Origin of the sequence: Staphylococcus sp. GDY8P120P, assembly GCF_017892065.1 — a bacterium.
Taxonomy (GTDB): domain Bacteria; phylum Bacillota; class Bacilli; order Staphylococcales; family Staphylococcaceae; genus Staphylococcus; species Staphylococcus nepalensis.
Genome location: NZ_JAESKI010000003.1, coordinates 492,701 through 511,873 on the forward strand (window position 1 = coordinate 492,701; position 19,173 = coordinate 511,873).

General features: G+C 33.1%; 12 protein-coding genes. 3 read left to right on the forward strand and 9 right to left on the reverse strand.

What is annotated here, in order from left to right:
- Nucleotides 1-40 precede the first annotated feature (40 nt).
- The 7 genes from KA900_RS04410 to KA900_RS04440 all read right to left on the reverse strand — a co-directional run bounded on the left by KA900_RS04410 (nucleotide 41) and on the right by KA900_RS04440 (nucleotide 12,037).
- On the reverse strand, nucleotides 41-1,171 hold the full coding sequence (locus KA900_RS04410) for a DUF418 domain-containing protein (RefSeq protein WP_232164694.1): 1,131 nt from the start codon (nucleotides 1,169-1,171) through the stop codon (nucleotides 41-43).
- 31 nt (nucleotides 1,172-1,202) lie between these two features.
- Entirely contained in the window at nucleotides 1,203-4,868 is a 3,666-nt protein-coding gene (addA, locus tag KA900_RS04415; protein ID WP_182478057.1) for a helicase-exonuclease AddAB subunit AddA, read from the reverse strand.
- The gene (addB, locus tag KA900_RS04420) at nucleotides 4,865-8,329 is read right to left on the reverse strand and encodes a helicase-exonuclease AddAB subunit AddB (RefSeq protein ID WP_107644443.1); all 3,465 of its coding nucleotides are present in this window, start codon (nucleotides 8,327-8,329) and stop codon (nucleotides 4,865-4,867) included. The genes addA and addB overlap by 4 nt, the downstream gene beginning before the upstream one ends.
- Nucleotides 8,330-8,632: 303 nt before the next feature.
- The gene (gene lepB / locus KA900_RS04425) at nucleotides 8,633-9,205 is read right to left on the reverse strand and encodes a signal peptidase I (protein WP_103372899.1); all 573 of its coding nucleotides are present in this window, start codon (nucleotides 9,203-9,205) and stop codon (nucleotides 8,633-8,635) included.
- 18 nt (nucleotides 9,206-9,223) lie between these two features.
- A complete protein-coding gene (gene lepB / locus KA900_RS04430; RefSeq protein WP_096810503.1) occupies nucleotides 9,224-9,742 on the reverse strand; it encodes a signal peptidase I in 519 nt (172 codons plus the stop codon).
- A 4-nt stretch (nucleotides 9,743-9,746) separates the two neighbouring features.
- Entirely contained in the window at nucleotides 9,747-10,322 is a 576-nt protein-coding gene (locus KA900_RS04435) for a TVP38/TMEM64 family protein (protein ID WP_096810504.1), read from the reverse strand.
- A 383-nt stretch (nucleotides 10,323-10,705) separates the two neighbouring features.
- Nucleotides 10,706-12,037: a glucose-6-phosphate isomerase gene (locus KA900_RS04440; protein ID WP_103372898.1), complete on the reverse strand. Its 1,332-nt coding sequence runs from the start codon at nucleotides 12,035-12,037 to the stop codon at nucleotides 10,706-10,708.
- A gap of 352 nt (nucleotides 12,038-12,389) precedes the next feature.
- Here KA900_RS04440 and KA900_RS04445 point away from each other — a divergent pair, with 352 nt between their 5' ends.
- From KA900_RS04445 to KA900_RS04455, 3 genes are all read left to right on the forward strand, one after another.
- Nucleotides 12,390-13,592 carry an argininosuccinate synthase gene (locus tag KA900_RS04445; protein WP_096810506.1) on the forward strand — a complete coding sequence of 401 codons (1,203 nt, stop codon included), beginning with the start codon at nucleotides 12,390-12,392 and terminating at the stop codon, nucleotides 13,590-13,592.
- Nucleotides 13,585-14,967 (forward strand): argininosuccinate lyase, encoded by a 1,383-nt coding sequence (argH, locus tag KA900_RS04450; RefSeq protein WP_096810507.1) that lies wholly within the window; start codon nucleotides 13,585-13,587, stop codon nucleotides 14,965-14,967. The genes KA900_RS04445 and argH overlap by 8 nt, the downstream gene beginning before the upstream one ends.
- 299 nt (nucleotides 14,968-15,266) lie before the next feature.
- Nucleotides 15,267-16,241, forward strand: coding sequence for a glycerophosphodiester phosphodiesterase (locus KA900_RS04455; protein WP_107644287.1), 975 nt, complete (start codon nucleotides 15,267-15,269; stop codon nucleotides 16,239-16,241).
- A gap of 79 nt (nucleotides 16,242-16,320) precedes the next feature.
- Here KA900_RS04455 and KA900_RS04460 read toward each other — a convergent pair whose 3' ends face one another.
- The gene (locus KA900_RS04460) at nucleotides 16,321-17,565 is read right to left on the reverse strand and encodes a Glu/Leu/Phe/Val family dehydrogenase (RefSeq protein WP_096810509.1); all 1,245 of its coding nucleotides are present in this window, start codon (nucleotides 17,563-17,565) and stop codon (nucleotides 16,321-16,323) included.
- Nucleotides 17,566-17,675: 110 nt separating this feature from the next.
- Entirely contained in the window at nucleotides 17,676-18,866 is a 1,191-nt protein-coding gene (locus tag KA900_RS04465) for an ornithine--oxo-acid transaminase (RefSeq protein ID WP_107644286.1), read from the reverse strand.
- Nucleotides 18,867-19,173: the final 307 nt, after the last annotated feature.

The following is a 19,173-nucleotide window of genomic DNA, read 5'->3' on the forward strand; positions in this document are numbered from 1 at the left end:
ATTTTCAAAAAATTCAATACTCTCTAACATTTTATAAATGCTATTTTAAATACGTTACCTTACGCCATAACCATTCAATCGGACCGTATCTATAATATTTTAGATAGAAGTAACAGAATACAAGCTGTATGCCATAAACAACTAATACAATAATATAAGATTGATATAAAGGTAACTGATTATATAAACTTAACCCTACGTAAATAAATGTAAAAATAAAACTCTGCATTAAATAGACTGTTAGACTTAACTTACCAGGGTATTTAAAAATGGTCAAAACATGCGAAAATTGCTTCAACTGACATAAATATAAACACAATAAAATATAACCAAATCCTACCAAAGGCCCGCCAATCATAGAACTAATCATATTGAAGCCTTGATGTCCATAATCAATTACATAAGGTATTTTAATCATATAACCTATGAGTAGTAACGTAATTAAAGATATGATTGTGCGGCTATGATTATGTTTTACTTTCTCTACCAAATTAAATTTTTGTGCTGCCATACCGAATAAGATATATGGTAAAAATTCAAAATATGCAGAAAATGTTACTGTATCTACGATGCTATTTAAATATTCTTTAACATTAATACTTAAAAAATTAGAATAAGTACCACTTTGTTTTAATGCTATAATTTCAGAAACAGACAAACCACTTATACTAAAAGTGCTGTATGGATTGTCGTTCAAAGTCATTAAAAACGCTGGTAACACAAGAATAATGATTTTCACTGCAAATAAAATGATTGCTGCTTTTAAAAGTTGTCCCGCAGTTTTTTTAATAAATAATACTGCTATCATTCCTGTAAATGCATAGCTGAATAAAATATCTCCTGAAAACAATAAGAAACCATGGAGCATACCTAATACCAATAAGAAAATGAAACGCCTATATATAAAAGGATAGTAATTCATCGATTTTTTTAAACGATTGGTGTACATGATTGCTAGCCCATAACCAAATAAAAAAGTAAATATAGGATAAAATGAACTGATCACAAAAAGGGTGATGCCACGTAACAAACTTTCATCAAAACCACTTACCAAATCTGGAAGAAAAGCCTCTTCATACGGCATACTAAACACTAATATATTCATTAATAAAATGCCAAATAAACTCAATCCGCGTAAAGCATCTAACTCAAAAATCCGCCGCTGTTTCAATACCTTCAGCTCCCTTTATAAAATAATCATCTTACGATTGATCATCTATTGAAAGTTGACCAAATTTAAAGAAATATAAATAACCTTTTACGGGTACATTTAGGATTGTCTGTAATGTATTTCGGTAATATTCCATTTGAATTTTATAACGAGAACGCAATTGGTTTCCTACTTCATCATCTGACATACTCAAACGACGATTAAACGCATCTGTTTTATAGTCAACAAAATAATATTGATGATTTTTAATAAAAATCAAATCAATCATACCTTGAATAATTGATGCATCCGTTTCAGCATCTTTCAACTGATCTACTTTAGTTTGGTTAACAACAAAAGGTAACTCACGGTAGATATGTTCACTTGTTGCAATGGTTAGATATAAATCGCTTTCCACAAATCTATAAATATCTTCAAATTGAATATCCATTTTTGCATCTTCAGGAATAATAGATTGAGTGATTAATTGATTCACAAACACTTCAATTTCTTCTGGTGTAAGGCGTTCTTGTTTAAATGGCAAATGCTGCATTACGGTATGCATTAAAGTCCCTATCTCATTCGCTTTTCTCTTAGTTTGGTGACTTAAAAATGCGGGTCTCTCATAAGAAGAAGTACCGATACGATATTGGCGTACTCTGTCATAATTTGTGTCAGCCTGTTCTGTTTCTAATTGTCGTTTCAATTCTGATACTGACTGTTTCGATGGTTTTACAACAGCTTGTTTGTAAGGGTACTCATAATTTAATTGCTGGCGTATTTTTGCTTTCACTGGGGTATTGCCAGTATTTGATTGTTCAATATCCGCCACTGTTCGTTGTTCATTTTCTGATACAACTTCTTCTGAAGCAATATCTTCATAAAAATCCGTATTCAATTGGACATGTGGTTTCATTGTTGCATCAATCTCTTCGATCGATTGTTCAAAGCGCATTTCTCTTGGTAAAGATAAAGATTGATATTTTGAAAGTATTGGATATATCAAATCAATCGGTCTTTGCGCTGTAATGCGGTAACTTACTGGTAAATGTGTGTCCGAAACTGAAATTTGCTCGAATTGGGCTAATTCTTTCTCTTCTTTAACGCGCCCCACTAAAAACAACTGTTCCTTAGCACGTGTCAAGGCCACGTAAATCAATCTCATTTCTTCTGAAACCATCTCTTTTTCTGCTATAGCTTTATACGTCACTGATGATAACGAAGGATAAGTTAAATTCGTTTCAACATCAAAGTATGTCATTCCCAATCCATAATTTTGGTTTAAAATGACTGGTTTATGCAATTCATCTCTTCTAAATTTCCTAGATAATCCTGAGTAAATGACATAAGGAAATTCAAGTCCTTTACTGCTATGAATTGTCATCATTCTCACAACATCATCATTAGGACCGATAATGTTTTCTTCTCCAAAATCTTTACCTCGTTCTATGAGCTCATCAATAAATCGAATGAATTGATATAAACCACGAAAACTAGAATTCTCAAATTCAACTGCCTTATTAAACAAACCGTATAAGTTCGCTCGACGGCCTTTACCACCGATAAGACCACTAAAATATTGAATAACATAGTGATCATTGTAAAACTTATCAATAAGCTGATATACAGGGTGGCTCTGACTGTATTCTTGATACATCGCAATATCATTTAAAAATGCTTGTAGTTTTTTCACTAATTTCTTATTAGCAACATCGTGTGCCATATAATGTTGTATAGATTGATAAAAGTAATCATCATTAGGGCTAAACACTCTAATGTTTGATAGCTCATCTTCAGTGAATTGATAAATAACAGAGCGCATTAAACCTACTAAATAGATATCCTGTAACGGATTATCTACAGTTCTTAAAAATGATAATATTAACTGTACTTCTGTTTGTTCAAAATAACCTTCTTTACTATTTACATGAAAAGGAATGTTATGGTCTTTAAACGCTTGTTGAATTTTTCGTGCTTGGCCATATGATCTTTCTAAAATAACAATATCTTTATATGTCGGTTTGCGATATTGTTGTGTTTTTACGTCGTAAATTTCACGTTCATCCATAATTTTTTCAACTTGTTGCACAACATACTCTGCTTCCTGTTCAGAGCCTTTTAAATCTGAAGCGCCATCTTCTATGAGCATATTCAACTGCACATCATGCGGTTCATTGTCAAACGGCGCACCATAATAAAGTTGAGCCGCGTCATCGTAGACGATTTCTCCGACTGCTTCATCCATCATGTGTTTAAATAAATAATTGGTAGTTGTCAGCACTTCGGATCTTGAACGGAAATTTTGGGATAAATCAATGCGCAGACCATACTCTGAACCATTTAAAGTAAAACGGTTATATTTTCCAATAAATAGACTAGGATCTGCTTGACGGAATTTATAGATAGATTGTTTTACATCACCTACCATAAATAAATTTCCGTCAGCCTCTTCCCCGCGCTTAATACATGATAAAATCTTTTCTTGTACTCTATTGGTATCTTGATATTCATCCACTAATATCTCTTCGAATTGTTCACGGTAAGCTTTTGCAATTGTAGATGGTGAACCATCCTCATTCGTTAATATGCGTAAAGCAAAGTGTTCATAATCAGAAAAATCCAACACATTTCGTCCACGTTTTTTTTGGTTAAATCGTTCTATCACGTCGTGCGTTATTTGCGCAAGGTACGAAACTCTTGGTGCTAAGCGTTTCATATCTGATTTTAAATCTTCAGAAGCTCTTGAAAAATAATCGTTTTTTACTTTTGATACTAACTTTTTATAATCATCATAATAAGCTTTGCCATCATCATATGCATCTATCATCATTTCATTAGCTTCTTTAATCTTTTTATCTTTTCTCGGAAACGTTTTTTCAAATTCATGTTGCGTTACGATTTCAGAGTTTATATATCCATCTTCCATCGCTTGCTTTAAAAATTGTTGTTCTCTTTCTATAACTGCAACTTGCTTATCCACTTCTTCAAGCATCATAAATAAATCGTAACTTTTATTTAAAGACTCTAGCGCAGATGTCATAAAAATCATAGCCAATTCGTTTAGCAGCTGTAACAGTGCTTCTTGCTGTTGTTCATTTTCATATGGAACTGAAAGGTTTTGTAACCAATTGACAGGATTAGGATTAGCGACACTAAAGAAATACATTTTTTTGACAATAGCCCTAAGTTGGTCATCATTTCGATCAGAAGACAATTGTTCTGTTAAATCAACAAAATTAGGGTCTAAAATATCATAATGTTGTTCTAACACTTCATCAATCGTTTGCTCAAGTAGTAAAATATTTTCTGCTTCCCCACTTGTTTTAAAGTTTGGATCTATGTCTAATACATCGTAGTGCTGTTGGATTAACTTCAAGCAAAAACTATGCAATGTAGAAATTTGTGCTTGATGAATTTTAATGCGTTGATTTTTCAAATGGGTATTGTCAGGCGATTCAGAATAAGCTTCTTGAATACGTTGATCTACACGTTGTTTCATCTCTCTTGCACTTGCATTTGTAAATGTCACAACGAGTAAACGATCTACGTCAATCTTATCTCTAAGGATACGTTGAATAATACGTTCAACTAAGACAGCTGTTTTACCTGAACCAGCAGCAGCAGCTACGAGTATATCTTGATCTTTAGCGAAGATACTTTTCCACTGATTATCAGTCCATCTGGTATCAGCTGGTTTTACAGGAATCTCACTCATCATTCTTCTTCCTCACTTTCTAATTCCAAATCTTGAACTGCTTCTAGCGGGTTGATTGCTTCATCTACAGTTCGATATCTTTTACTGTCAATCATGCCATCTACATGACACACAGGTTTATAATTACAGAAATCGCATGGTAACGTTTGATTATATTTCATTGGTGCAACTTCTGTGTGACCATCCATAATATTAGATGCTGTTTCAATAAAATTCCGTTTATTGTGTTGGATTAATTTATATATAGTCTTTTCATCAGCAACTTTACTATTACGCTTGATGCCGCCATCTTTTTTCAAACCAAGTGGCACAATATCTGAATTATAATTCGGCTCTAACCTTGTATCGAAAGCTTCTAATACAGCATCATCACTGTTCAACAAACCACTTAATTTAAATGATTGAATAAATTCTGTATCACGTTTAGTCTCATTTAATTCATTCCAAGCCAATTTAATACGTGGTTCATGTACATGAAAATACAATAAGCCACCAGGTTTTGTCATATTTGTTAGCCCAAGTCTAGATTTATTCTGCAGTACAATATCCATATACGTCATCATTTGCATTTGCATACCATAATAAACTTTCGTCAGATCGAGCGTACCACTGTATTTAGAAGATTTATAATCAATAATGTTTACAAAACTTTCTTCTCCATGATTATACGTATCGATACGGTCAATTTGACCACGAATATTAATAGGGATGCCTTGTTTTGTTTGTAACGGTTGGGCATATAATTCCTCGTTGTCTCTAGGTTTTCTTCTGAAGCCCGCTTCAAATCGTTGAGGTATAAATTTGCTATAACTGCCTTGATATTTTAATGCAGTTAATGTCGTTTCAACAATAGAACCTATACGTTGTGATAAATATCGATAATAAGCCGTGGAATTTAATAAATTAAATTGTATCTCTGGTAGTATTTCAGATAATGCTTCACTTGTTAATTTATGAATTTGGTTTACATTTAAATTTTTGAAATCACCATTCACTTTTTCTGAAATAAATTTTAACACTTGATGGAAAATATCTCCTAAATCAAAATTTTCTAATTTATATTTTGTACGCTCATTAAGTCTTAATCCATGTGAAGCGAAATGTTTAAAAGGACATGATTGATAACCTTCAAAACGTGACACGCTTGCATTGATAGTCGTACCGTATAAATCTTTTGATAACGATTCGCTAAGTTGTACCGTTTCGTTATCATAAGTTAATGCTGATAATAGATAAGTCAATCCTTCATTGAGTTGAGCATCGTCTCTCATGACTTGATATGTATCTAGCCATGTATCAGCAACAATCTCATCATCAAGCCAAGCTTTCAGTGATTCGAATAAAGCAATCTTTGTTTGATGAGGATGCTCCATTAATGTAAGTGGGTTTGCTTGATGTTGATGATGGATATTTTGTATGTCTATGTTAGTGAATAGTTGTTGAATTTGATTTAAGAATGGGCTAGGTTCTTTTTCATCGCCTTTAGTGCCCATCAACGAATATGAAAAGGTAACATCTGAACATCCTCGAGTCATAGCAATATAACATACAAATGCTTCATCCATTTGTAATATATCAGCTGTAGGGCTGAGCTCAATAGCTGACTGTTCCTGGAAATATTTCTTTTCCTCATCTGTAATCAGTCCAGATGAACTTACAGTTTGTGGTAGTACACCATCATTCACTCCAACAAGATATATGTGTTGTTTATTATCGACTTTAGCTAAATCCATTGTACCAATACTCACTTGGTCAAGTGTCTGAGGAATCATAACAAACTCTAACTGATCCAATCCAATATCTAAAAGTTCTAAAAATCTATTTTGTGTCATCGTTTGAGTACCAAATACAGTAACTAAATCATCTAGCGTTTGGATAAAACCATGCCATAGTTGATCTATTTCTTCAGCTTTACGATGTTCACCCTCCGTATCCAACGTATCACGTTCAGTCATTAATTGACTCGGTAAATCAAATGTTTCTATTGCTTCATAAAATGCCGTAGCAAATTCTACAGCAGTCGAAGCATCAGCCATTTGATTTTCAAAACGCATAATTTTATCTATAACATCCGTTTTTAATTGAATCACTCTTTCAAACGTATGACGTTCTTCATCTGTTAATGGTTGTCGTTTTAAGCCCATTTTTCTAAATTGCTCAACTTGGAAATACTGGTCATCGATCCACCGTTTCCCGTAAACCCCTCGTTCTAATACAAAGTTCTCCAAAATATCAATAAGATATTGGCTATCTTTATATTTTTTTGTTAATACATTGGTTTTAAACAAACGCATTAAGGGATCAAAGTTCCAATTTGTTTGTAGCACTTCAATTAATGATCGGAGCATCTCCATAATAGGATGATGTGTCATTGAAGCTTTAATATCAATGTTATATGGAATATCATACTGGGGTAAAATGGATTCCATTAAATAAGCATACGTTTCATCTCTATATAAAATAGCAATATCTTGAAAGCGTCTACCCAATTCTCGATTTTCTTTTAAGATACGTCTTGCAACTTCATTAATTTCTTCACGCATAACTGATGATTCTATGATAGATATATGGCCTTCTGAAGCGATAGATTCAAATTGTAGTGCATTAAAATTTTGTTCTAGATGCATTAGTTCTTTGTTAGAAAATCTTTGTAAATCATTAAACCGCTTCTTATTCAAACGAATATTTAAGTCATCAGCAATATCTTCAATATGTGTTAATGACTCTGAGGCTTTTCTAAATAAACTAAAGACGTCTTTATCCCCATCAGTCGTTAATGCGACTGTTACTTTTTTCGTATTTTGTACTAAAGCACGAATCATTTGGTATTCAATTGTAGAAAAGTTATGAAACCCATCAATATATATTTCAGCGCGTTTTAACCATTCAGATTGATGCATGAGCGAAATAAAGCGTTGTAAACTATCCTCTGTAGAAACATATTCACCAGTAATTCTATCTTCTAAGTGCTTATAAATTAACGCAATATCTTCTAATTTATGCTTCGTTCTTGTTTGTAAATCATTCGCAGCGACGTATGATTCTAAATCTTGTGGAGAAACTGCATATTTTTTAAAATCTTGTATTTGTTCATAGAGTTTTTCACTGAAACCATAGTATTTAACTTGCGATTGATATAGTTTTAATTCTGATTGGTATGCTTGAATGATGTCATAAATCATCATTTCAGTACCTGCTTTGGATAATTGTTGTTCTGTCAATCCACCAACCTCTTGGAATACTCGATGACTTAAACGTTCGAAATGGAGCACTTCAGTCCTCAAACTACCGTATAAACTTGCATCGTTTACAAAAGCTTGTTCAAGTTGAAAAGTATTTTGTGTAGGTGCAATCAATACAATGGGATCTCCTAACGGATCCTGTTTCATTTTATTTTTTATTTCTTCTATTATATTGTGGGATTTGCCAGTACCGGCTCTCCCGATATATGCATTTAATTCCATTGCATATGCCAACTCCTTTGAATCACATTTTAACATATAACAAATTGTACTTCGTCCATCTTTAATTATTTTGTATTTTTCAATGGGTTGATGACTAATAACCTTACATAGTTTAAATATTACCTTATATAAAAAAGGGCAGAACAGAAATCTATTTTCAAAATCAGATTTCTTAATTCTGCCCTAGGCACAGATAAATCGTAAAAAACTGGAAAAGAAGATATTTCCAAACCAATCTTCTGTTACCTTTATTATGTTTGAGTCCGAAATATTTCAATGTCTCAAGCTTTTTGTACTTTTTATTTATTCATAGTTTGTATCCGGATTAAATCCAAATTTCATTTCATTAAGTGGCCAATATCTAAATGATACTTTACCTACAACTTGGTCTTTATCAATTAAACCAAATGAACGGCTATCTTTACTAACTTCACGGTTGTCACCTAGCACTAGCAATTTATCTTTTGGAATTTTATTCTTACCGTCTACTTGGTTGATATCTTTCGTTTCAAGGCTACCAGTAATGTATTCACCTAATTTATGTTTTTCATTATAATCTAAATAAGGTTCATCTACTTTTTTACCATTAACGATGAGTTGATCATCTTTATATTCTATTTCATCTCCAGGTGTACCAATGACACGTTTGACGTAGTCATTTTCTTTTGTAGCATGAAATACAATAACATTACCTTTTTCTAAACTACCTAGTTTTTGACCTATTAAATTGACTACTACGCGTTCTCCATCTTTAAGTGTCGGATCCATAGAGTCACCCTTTACTGTATATGACTTTGCGACAAAGTTTGTAATCAATAGCACTAACGCTACAGCAACAACGATTGACACAATCCATTCTAATATTTCTTTTTTCACTGTTTACACCTCGTCCATTTAATTAAAGTTTGCTGTGAATCTATCAAAAGGATAATACCTTAAACTGATGTCACCAATAATTTCTTCCTGTCGAACAAAGCCAATTGTTCTAGAATCATGTTTATTATTACGATTATCATTAAGTACAAAATAAACGTCCGGTGGAATAATATCTCCTTCAGACCCTTTAACATTTCTAAGAGATAATTCATCAATACGCGTATCAGTATAACTTTCTTTCACTTGTCTGTCATCTCTATACAACTGCCCTTGTTTAAAAGCAATAGATTGACCAGGTTTTCCGATAATTCTACCAAAATTGGTATCATTACCTTTACGGTACATGATAATATCATTATTATTTAATAAATTAAATGTTGTTTTGATTTTATTAACAATTACACGATCGTCTTGTTTCAATGTCGGATTCATACTTTTATCTTGAATCACAGCACCGGTAATTACAAACGCTTGAATCAATATGACAATAATAATCGCAAATATAATAGAAATCAAATGTTTTACTATCTTACTCAACTTGTCACTCCTCTGGAGAATGCATAAAATATCGCTCAAGCTTCCTACCAATAAACCATACAACCACAATTACAATTATAATCAAAATTAATCTTAATGGGTCAGTAAATAGCGTCGTAATATCATTGCCTAACCATCCAATCAAACCAATCATTATTAATTTCGAACTGAACAATACGACAAGATAAACATGCGCTTTAATATGGGACAAACTCACTACCAAATTAACTAAGGCGCTTGGTGTAAATGGGAAACATAGCAAAATAAAAATGGGGATGACCCCTTTTCTATCTATAAAATGTATCAACCGTTGAACAGATGTACGTTGTTGTAATCGTAGCATATATCGTGTATGGGTTAACCTTCTAAAACATATAAATACAAGATAACTTCCTAGAACAGTTCCTAACCACGCTAATAATGTACCCATCCAAAATCCAAACGCATTCACATTGACAATGACAAATACAATAATAGGTAACACTGGTATAAACGCTTCAATAAAAGGCAATAAAAATCCAACAATATATCCTAAACTGCCAAATAAATCAAACCAATATTGTACTTGCTCTTGAGTCATTTCATCAATCCCCACCATTGTTATTCAACGATTATTATAAGTGTATTATAACTATTTTAAAACAATAAAGTACTCATTTCATCAAATATCAGTCTCAAGTACGAAACAAAGCATCCAATTTTACAGCAATGCAAATCAAAAATAACTACTTATACGCATACACACCATCTCTAATTAAATAAAAATGAGCAGAACAGAAATCTAATTTAAAAAATAAGATTCCTTTATCCTGCTCATACGTAGGTTGGTGAAATTCTCCTTTTAATTTAACGCTATTTTCAGGACTAATCGCCTACCAACCATTTAAGTAAGAAACTTGAAATACACGCCCATACAAACTTCTCACTGAATCAAATTGATACATTCAATTTTGCTAAATAAAATTATAAACGTTTTTCTAATGCTTCTTTTTTATCTTCAAATCCTGGCTTACCTAATAAAGCAAACATATTTTGTTTATATGCTTCAACGCCAGGTTGATTAAATGGGTTTACGCCTAATTGATACCCGCTCATTGCACACGCCATTTCAAAGAAGTACACGATATAGCCGAATGTTTCTTCATCCAATTGAGGAATATTAATAACAACATTTGGAACGCCGCCGTCGGTATGAGCTAATAGCGTACCTTCGAATGCTTTTGTATTAACTTCATCAATTGTTTTACCAGCCAAGTAGTTTAAACCATCTAGATTATCACTATCTTCTTCAATAGTAATGCTGTGTTTTGGCTCGTTCACTTTTACTACAGTTTCAAATAAGAAACGACGGCCTTCTTGTACATATTGGCCAAGTGAGTGTAAATCAGTTGTATAATTAGCACTGGATGGATAGATGCCTTTGTAATCTTTACCTTCTGATTCACCAAATAATTGTTTCCACCATTCATTGAAATATTGCATTGAAGGTTCGTAATTAATTAACATTTCTGTATCGTAACCTTTTGCATATAAAATATTACGGATACTAGCATATTGATATGCAATGTTATCTTCTAAGTTTTCAGAAGAAAGTTCTTCTCGTGCTTTAGCAGCACCGCTCATCATAGCTTCAATATCAATACCTGCTACTGCAATTGGTAATAAGCCAACTGCAGTTAATACTGAGTAACGGCCACCGATGTCGTCTGGCACTACAAATGTTTCATAACCTTCATTTGTCGCTAATTGTTTCAACGCACCTTTTTCTTTATCTGTTGTTGCAAAAATACGTTGTTTTGCTTCTTCTTTACCATATTTATTTTCTAAAATTTGTTTAAATAATCTAAATGAAACTGCTGGTTCCGTAGTCGTACCAGATTTTGAAATAACATTAACTGAAAAATCTTTTCCATCTAAATAGTTAATTAATTCTTGTGTATATGTTGAAGATAGATGATTACCTACAAAGACAATTTCAGGGTATTCATCACTATTTCTAAATGCAGGTGTTAGCATTTCAATTGCAGCACGTGCACCTAAATATGAACCACCAATACCAATTACAACAAATACGTCTGAATTTTCTTTAACACGTTTAGAAGCATCTAAAATGCGTGAAAATTCTTCTTTATCATAATTTACAGGCAAGTCAATCCAACCTAAGAAATCACTGCCAGCGCCTGTTCCTTCATGAATCGTTTTATGAATTGATTTAACAATATCTTTTTGTTGCTGTAATTCATGTTCGCCGAAAAATTCTAAAGTTTTACCATAATCTAATTGAATATGAGTCATCTAAATTGCCTCCAGTGTTTTTGATTTCACTAATATTTTACTAAGTTTATTTTTACTATTCAAACAACTAGCCTATAAATCAAATTTTTCTATAAATCATTTACTTTATATTGTTTTAAAATTATAACAATTCTATCAATTGTTATATTCAAGATTATATACATTATAAGAAACAAAGGCAAATATTATACCAACGCTATCACAATCATAAAACCAAATTATACATTTTTAGAAATTTCAAGTTTTTGCATATTTATGTATAAAAATGGTTTTATTTTCATTTTTAATCTGCTATACTTACTAATATCAAATTTATAACTAACAAATAAAAATTTTCAATAGAGGTGTAATTATGAAAGAGAAAATCGTATTAGCATATTCCGGCGGATTAGATACAAGTGTGGCAGTAAAATGGTTGATTGATAAAGGTTATGACATTGTCGCTTGTTGTTTAGATGTCGGTGAAGGAAAAGATTTGGATTTAGTTTATCAAAAAGCATTAGACATGGGGGCAGTTGAATGTCATATTATTGATGCTACTGAAGAATTTAGTAATGACTTTGTTTCATATGCAATTAAAGGGAATTTAATGTATGAAGGTACTTACCCACTTGTTTCTGCACTATCAAGACCTTTAATTTCAAAAAAATTAGTAGAAATTGCTAGCAAAACTAACGCTGTAGGTATTGCCCATGGTTGTACTGGTAAAGGCAATGATCAAGTGCGTTTTGAAGTAGCAATTAAAGCTTTAGACCCTGATTTAAAAGTATTTGCCCCGGTAAGAGAATGGGCTTGGAGTCGTGAAGAAGAAATTGATTATGCATTAAAGCATAATATTCCAGTTCCAATCCAACATGACTCTCCATATTCAATCGACCAAAACTTATGGGGAAGAAGTAATGAATGTGGTATTTTGGAAGATCCTTACGCAGCACCACCAAAAGATGCATTTGATTTAACACAAGAAATTGAAGATACGCCAGATGAAGCGGATGAAATTGTATTAACCTTTGAAAAAGGTATTCCAACATCATTTAATGGAGAAACTTATACATTAAGCCAATTAATATTAGAATTAAATAAGCTTGCTGGTAAACATGGTATTGGTAGAATCGATCATGTAGAAAATAGATTAGTGGGTATTAAATCAAGAGAAGTTTATGAAACACCAGCAGCAGAAGTCATTTTAAAAGCACACAAAGCACTTGAAACGATTACTTTGACTAAAGATGTAGCACATTTCAAACCAGTAATTGAAAAGCAATTTTCAGAACAAATATATAATGGTCTTTGGTTCTCACCTTTAACAGATAGCTTAAAAGCATTTGTAGATAGTACACAAGCGTTCGTTTCTGGTGAAGTACGTGTTAAATTATTCAAAGGAAATGCAATTGTAAATGGAAGAAAATCACCACATACATTATATAACGAAAAATTAGCAACTTATACAAAAGAAGATGCATTTAACCAAGCCTCAGCAGTCGGATTCATTGATATCTTTGGTCTACCAACTAAAGTCAATTCTATGTTACATGGTGGTTACTTAAATGAGTAAGAAAGCTTGGGGTGGAAGATTTAGTGAACAACCTGAAGACTGGGTTGATGCGTTTAATGCTTCAGTCCATTTTGATAAAGCACTCATTCAATATGATGTGCAAGGAAGCATTGCCCATGCCACAATGTTAGCCAAACAAAACATTATATCTGATGATGACTGCCATCAAATTATTAATGGCTTAAAAGATATTTTAAAAGATTATGAAGAAGGTAATTTATCACTAGATGTTTCTTTAGAAGATATCCATCTCAATATAGAACATGAATTAATCAAACGTATTGGTGACGCAGGTGGTAGATTGCATACTGGCCGAAGCAGAAATGATCAAGTAGCTACTGATATGCATCTGTATACCAAAGAAGAAGTTACAAAAATTATTGAGTTAATCGACAGTTTTAAACAAACCATTGTCGATATAGCGGAACAACACGTGGATACCATTATGCCTGGTTATACGCACTTACAAAGAGCACAACCTATTTCATTCGCACATCACATCCTCACTTATTATTGGATGTTAAATAGAGACAAATCACGTTTTGAAGATAGCTTAAAACGAATCGATATTTCCCCACTTGGTGCCGCTGCACTAAGTGGAACAACCTATCCCATCGATCGTCATGAAACACAATCTTTATTAAACTTTAGTTCTATTTACGAAAATAGTATGGATGCTGTAAGTGATAGAGACTATATTGTAGAAACATTGCATAATATTTCACTGACGATGGTTCACCTATCTCGTTTTGCTGAAGAAATTATTTTTTGGTCATCTGCCGAAGCACATTTTATAACCTTATCAGACGCGTTTTCAACTGGCTCTTCCATTATGCCACAAAAGAAAAACCCTGATATGGCTGAATTAATTAGAGGCAAGGTTGGTCGTACGACAGGAAACTTGATGAGTATGCTAATGACGCTCAAAGGTTTACCTCTTGCTTATAACAAAGATATGCAAGAAGATAAAGAAGGGCTGTTTGACGCAATTCATACTATCAAAGGCTCTCTTCGCATTTTCGAAGGTATGATAGACACAATGACAGTAAATGTGGAATACTTACAACAAACTGTTTATAATGATTTTTCAAATGCAACTGAGCTTGCTGATTATCTCGTTAATAAAGGTGTGCCCTTCAGAACAGCACATGAAATTGTTGGAAAAATGGTATTATGGGCTATTCAACACAATATTTATTTATTAGACGTGCCATTAAATCAATATCAAGAAGCACACGAAAGCATTGAATCAGATATTTATGATTACTTAAAACCTGAAAATTGCGTAAGCCGTCGTATCAGTTATGGATCAACTGGTCAAGCTTCTGTAAAACATCAGTTATCAGTAATTAAACAGCAGTACAATACAAATTAATACGCCTAAGATAAAGCCTGTAAGTTAATTAAGTGAATTAACTTACAGGCTTTTTTTACAAAATACGTTCTTTATACATTTCATCGCATTTTACTTGAACATGATTCAATATGATTGAAAAATCAAAGTGCCCTTTGTTTTATTGTTTTATTTTATAAAGTTTTTTAAATAATTTAACAAATCGTTATAAAAGTGTTAATTTTATAAATTTTAAATTTTAATATCGTAAATTTCATTCTCATATGTCATTTTATTTTGTACGGTTGATATGTAAATACATACCAAGGAGTGACCTCATTTTGAAAAGCCTAAATAAAGTGATTACAACTAGTATTGCAATTACGTCCCTGTCCCTCATAACAACTACATCGATAATCGAAGCTAGTGGTAGTAATACCAGCAACGCTTCAACTTCAAATCAGACATCTCATAACTCGTATAACTCAAATAACGTACATAATCTGACTGGCGAACAATACACAACAATCGCGCATAGGGGCGCAAGTGGGTATGCCCCAGAACACACCTTTTTCTCGTATGATAAAAGCCACAATGCCATAGGCGCATCCTATATTGAAATCGACTTACAAATGACAAAAGACGGGCACCTAGTAGCGATGCATGATGAAACAGTAGATAGAACCACAAATGGCACTGGAAGAGTTGATGCTTATACGCTCGAAGAATTAAAACAATTAGATGCAGGTAGTAAATTTAACGCTCAAAACCCAAAATACGCTAATTCAAACTATAAAGATGCTAAAATTCCTACATTTAATGAAATATTAGAACGTTATGGCCCAGATGCTAATTATTATATTGAAACCAAATCACCTGATGTTTATCCAGGCATGGAAGAAGCAGTACTGGAAGCACTGGATGCTCACCATTTGCTCAATAAACACTCGCTTAACAATGGTCATGTATTAATACAATCATTTTCAGTTGAAAGTTTAACTAAATTACATCGTTTAAATAGCAATATACCATTAATAAGATTGTTAGATAAAGGTGAATTACCACGTCTATCACAAAAAGATTTCAATCAAATCAGACAATATGCCATTGGTGTAGGTCCTGAATATACAGATTTAACTGAACAAAATGTAAAGAATCTTAAACGCGCCAGCTTATTAGTTCATCCATTTACAGTCAATAACAAAGAGGATATGTATCGTTTAAACCAATATGGTGTTGATGGTGTTTTCACCAATTATCCTGATTTATATAAACAAGTTATACAAGATGATGGACGACAGCACAACAAAGACTAATGCAAACAAAAAAGTAGACGAAGTTCACTTTATTAATAGAACTTCATCTACTTTTTATTTAATTTCAATCATTGATTAATTAAGCCCAACCACGGTAACGTGCAGCTTCAGCAGTACGTTTAATACCAATAATATATGCTGCTAAGCGCATATCTATTTTTCTGTTTTGAGATAATTCGTAAATGGTATCGAAAGCTGTGATTAGTTTCTCACGTAATTTCGTATTCACTTCTTCTTCTGACCAATAATAACCTTGGTTATTTTGAACCCATTCGAAGTAAGAAACTGTAACACCGCCAGCACTTGCTAACACATCAGGTACAAGCAATTTACCACGTTCTGTTAAGATACGTGTACCAGCTGGTGTTGTAGGGCCATTAGCCGCTTCAACAACGATATCTGCTTTAATATCATTTGCATTATCTTCTGTGATTTGGTTAGCAATTGCTGCTGGCACAAGAATATCACAATCAAGTTCAAACAATGCTTTGTTAGAAATTGTGTCATCGAATAAGTTTGTAACTGTACCAAAACTATCTCTTCTATCTAAAAGATAATCTATATCCAAACCATCTGGGTCATGTAGTGCACCATAAGCATCTGAGATACCAACGATTTTCGCACCCATATCGTAAAGGAATTTGGATAAGAAACTTCCCGCATTACCAAAACCTTGAATAACAATACGTGCCCCTTTAAGGTTTAAACCTCTACGTTTAGCTGCTTGTTCAATAGCAATCACAACGCCTAATGCTGTAGAACGATCGCGTCCTTGTGAACCACCTAAAACAATAGGCTTCCCAGTGATAAATCCTGGTGAATTAAATTTATCTAATGAACTATATTCGTCCATCATCCAAGCCATAATTTGTGAGTTAGTAAATACATCTGGTGCTGGGATATCTTTTGTAGGTCCAACAAATTGAGATATCGCACGAACATACCCACGAGATAGACGTTCAACTTCATGAATACTCATTTGTCTTGGATCACAAATGATTCCACCTTTACCGCCACCGTATGGTAAATCCACGATGCCACATTTTAATGTCATCCACATAGATAATGCTTTAACTTCTTCAACATCTACATCGGGATGGAAACGTACCCCACCTTTTGTTGGTCCAACAGCATCATTATGTTGAGCACGATACCCTTTGAATGTTTGGACGGTCCCATCATCCATACGTACAGGGATACGTACTTCAAGGAATCTTAATGGTTCCTTTACTAAGTCATACATACCATCATCAAATCCCAATTTATGCAATGCTTCTTTAATAATTTGTTGCGTAGAAGTAACTAAATTATTATTCTCAGTCATGATTCATTTCGCCTCTTTTTCGTTACTAATGATTTCGCTTTCACGATAATTGTAACATAAGATTTTGCTTTTTAAAGGGTTTTCAAAACTTAAGTTACAGAACATTGATTTTATTTAAAAACACTGTTTACTTTGTCTATTGCAAAGTCTAATTCTTCTTTAGAAATGATCAGCGGCGGTGCAAATCTAATCACGGTATCATGGGTTTCTTTACATAATAAACCTGCTTCTTTTAGCTTCTCGCAGTATGGTCTAGCATTTTCATTTAACTCTATACCAATAAATAATCCGCGACCGCGTACTTCTTTAATAGATGGATGTTCAATTTTTTCTAATTCTGATTTAAAATACTCGCCTAATTCTAATGAACGACCTGCTAAATCTTCATCTACTAAAACGTCTAATGCTGCAATAGATACAGCACAAGCTAAAGGATTCCCCCCAAATGTTGAACCGTGAGAGCCGGGTGTAAATACACCTAATACTTCTTCATCTGCAAGTACAACTGAAATTGGAAACACACCACCACCTAGCGCTTTGCCTAAAATATAAACATCCGGTTTAACGTTATCCCAATCAGTAGCAAATAATTTACCTGAACGTCCAAGCCCTGCTTGAATTTCATCAGCGATAAATAAAACGTTATGTTCATCACATAATGCTCTAATTTCTTTTAAATAGCCTTCAGGCGGTACATTAATACCAGCTTCTCCTTGTATAGGCTCGATTAAAATAGCTGCTGTATTTTCATTGATTGCTTCTTTAACTGCATCTATGTTACCAAATTCAACTTTACGGAAACCGTCTAATAAAGGACCATAACCGCGCTGATATTCTGGTTCAGATGATAATGATACGGGTGCCATTGTACGACCATGGAAGTTACCATTGAATGCTATAATTTCAGCTTTATCTGGTTCAATTTGTTTTACATCATAAGCCCAACGACGTGCAGCTTTCAATGCTGTTTCAACTGCTTCTGCGCCTGTATTCATTGGTAAAGCTTTCTCTTTACCAGCTAACTTACAAATTTTTTCATACCATTCGCCTAAATTATCACTATGGAATGCACGCGATACTAAAGTCACTTTATCTGCTTGATCTTTTAACGCTTGGATAATTTTAGGATGTCTATGCCCTTGGTTTACTGCAGAATAAGCAGATAACATATCCATATATTTATTTCCTTCCGGGTCTTTAACCCATACGCCTTCAGCTTCTGAAATAACAATTGGAAGTGGTACATAATTATGAGCACCATAGTGGTTTGTTAATTCAATGATTTCTTCTGATCTTGACATAATATCTCCCCTTTGTGTGAATTGAAATATAATGATTAATTGGCAATACTTATTCATAGCATAACGTATTTATTAACTTTCGAAAACTATTTTCCGAAAATGCTATAAAATCGTAAATTCAAAACTTACAACTCAAGTTTTAAATGCTATGTTTATAAAACCACTAATATAATGTAAGCCCTTACAATAATATAATGAGACATTTCCAACTGTTTGCACAAGTCAATTTCAATAAATTTAACCATTTTCTTAAATTAAATTTATCGCTATCTAATCTAACCCACATTAGCTATTCATATACTATAAA

What these genes read in the sequence shown, in the direction of transcription:
- addA (WP_182478057.1), bottom strand. Translation starts at nt 4,868, where the DNA reads ATGATGAGTGAGATTCCTGTAAAACCAGCTGATACCAGATGGACTGAT.
- addB (WP_107644443.1), bottom strand. Translation starts at nt 8,329, where the DNA reads ATGGAATTAAATGCATATATCGGGAGAGCCGGTACTGGCAAATCCCAC.
- KA900_RS04435 (WP_096810504.1), bottom strand. Translation starts at nt 10,322, where the DNA reads ATGACTCAAGAGCAAGTACAATATTGGTTTGATTTATTTGGCAGTTTA.
- KA900_RS04440 (WP_103372898.1), bottom strand. Translation starts at nt 12,037, where the DNA reads ATGACTCATATTCAATTAGATTATGGTAAAACTTTAGAATTTTTCGGC.
- KA900_RS04445 (WP_096810506.1), top strand. Translation starts at nt 12,390, where the DNA reads ATGAAAGAGAAAATCGTATTAGCATATTCCGGCGGATTAGATACAAGT.
- argH (WP_096810507.1), top strand. Translation starts at nt 13,585, where the DNA reads ATGAGTAAGAAAGCTTGGGGTGGAAGATTTAGTGAACAACCTGAAGAC.
- KA900_RS04460 (WP_096810509.1), bottom strand. Translation starts at nt 17,565, where the DNA reads ATGACTGAGAATAATAATTTAGTTACTTCTACGCAACAAATTATTAAA.
- KA900_RS04465 (WP_107644286.1), bottom strand. Translation starts at nt 18,866, where the DNA reads ATGTCAAGATCAGAAGAAATCATTGAATTAACAAACCACTATGGTGCT.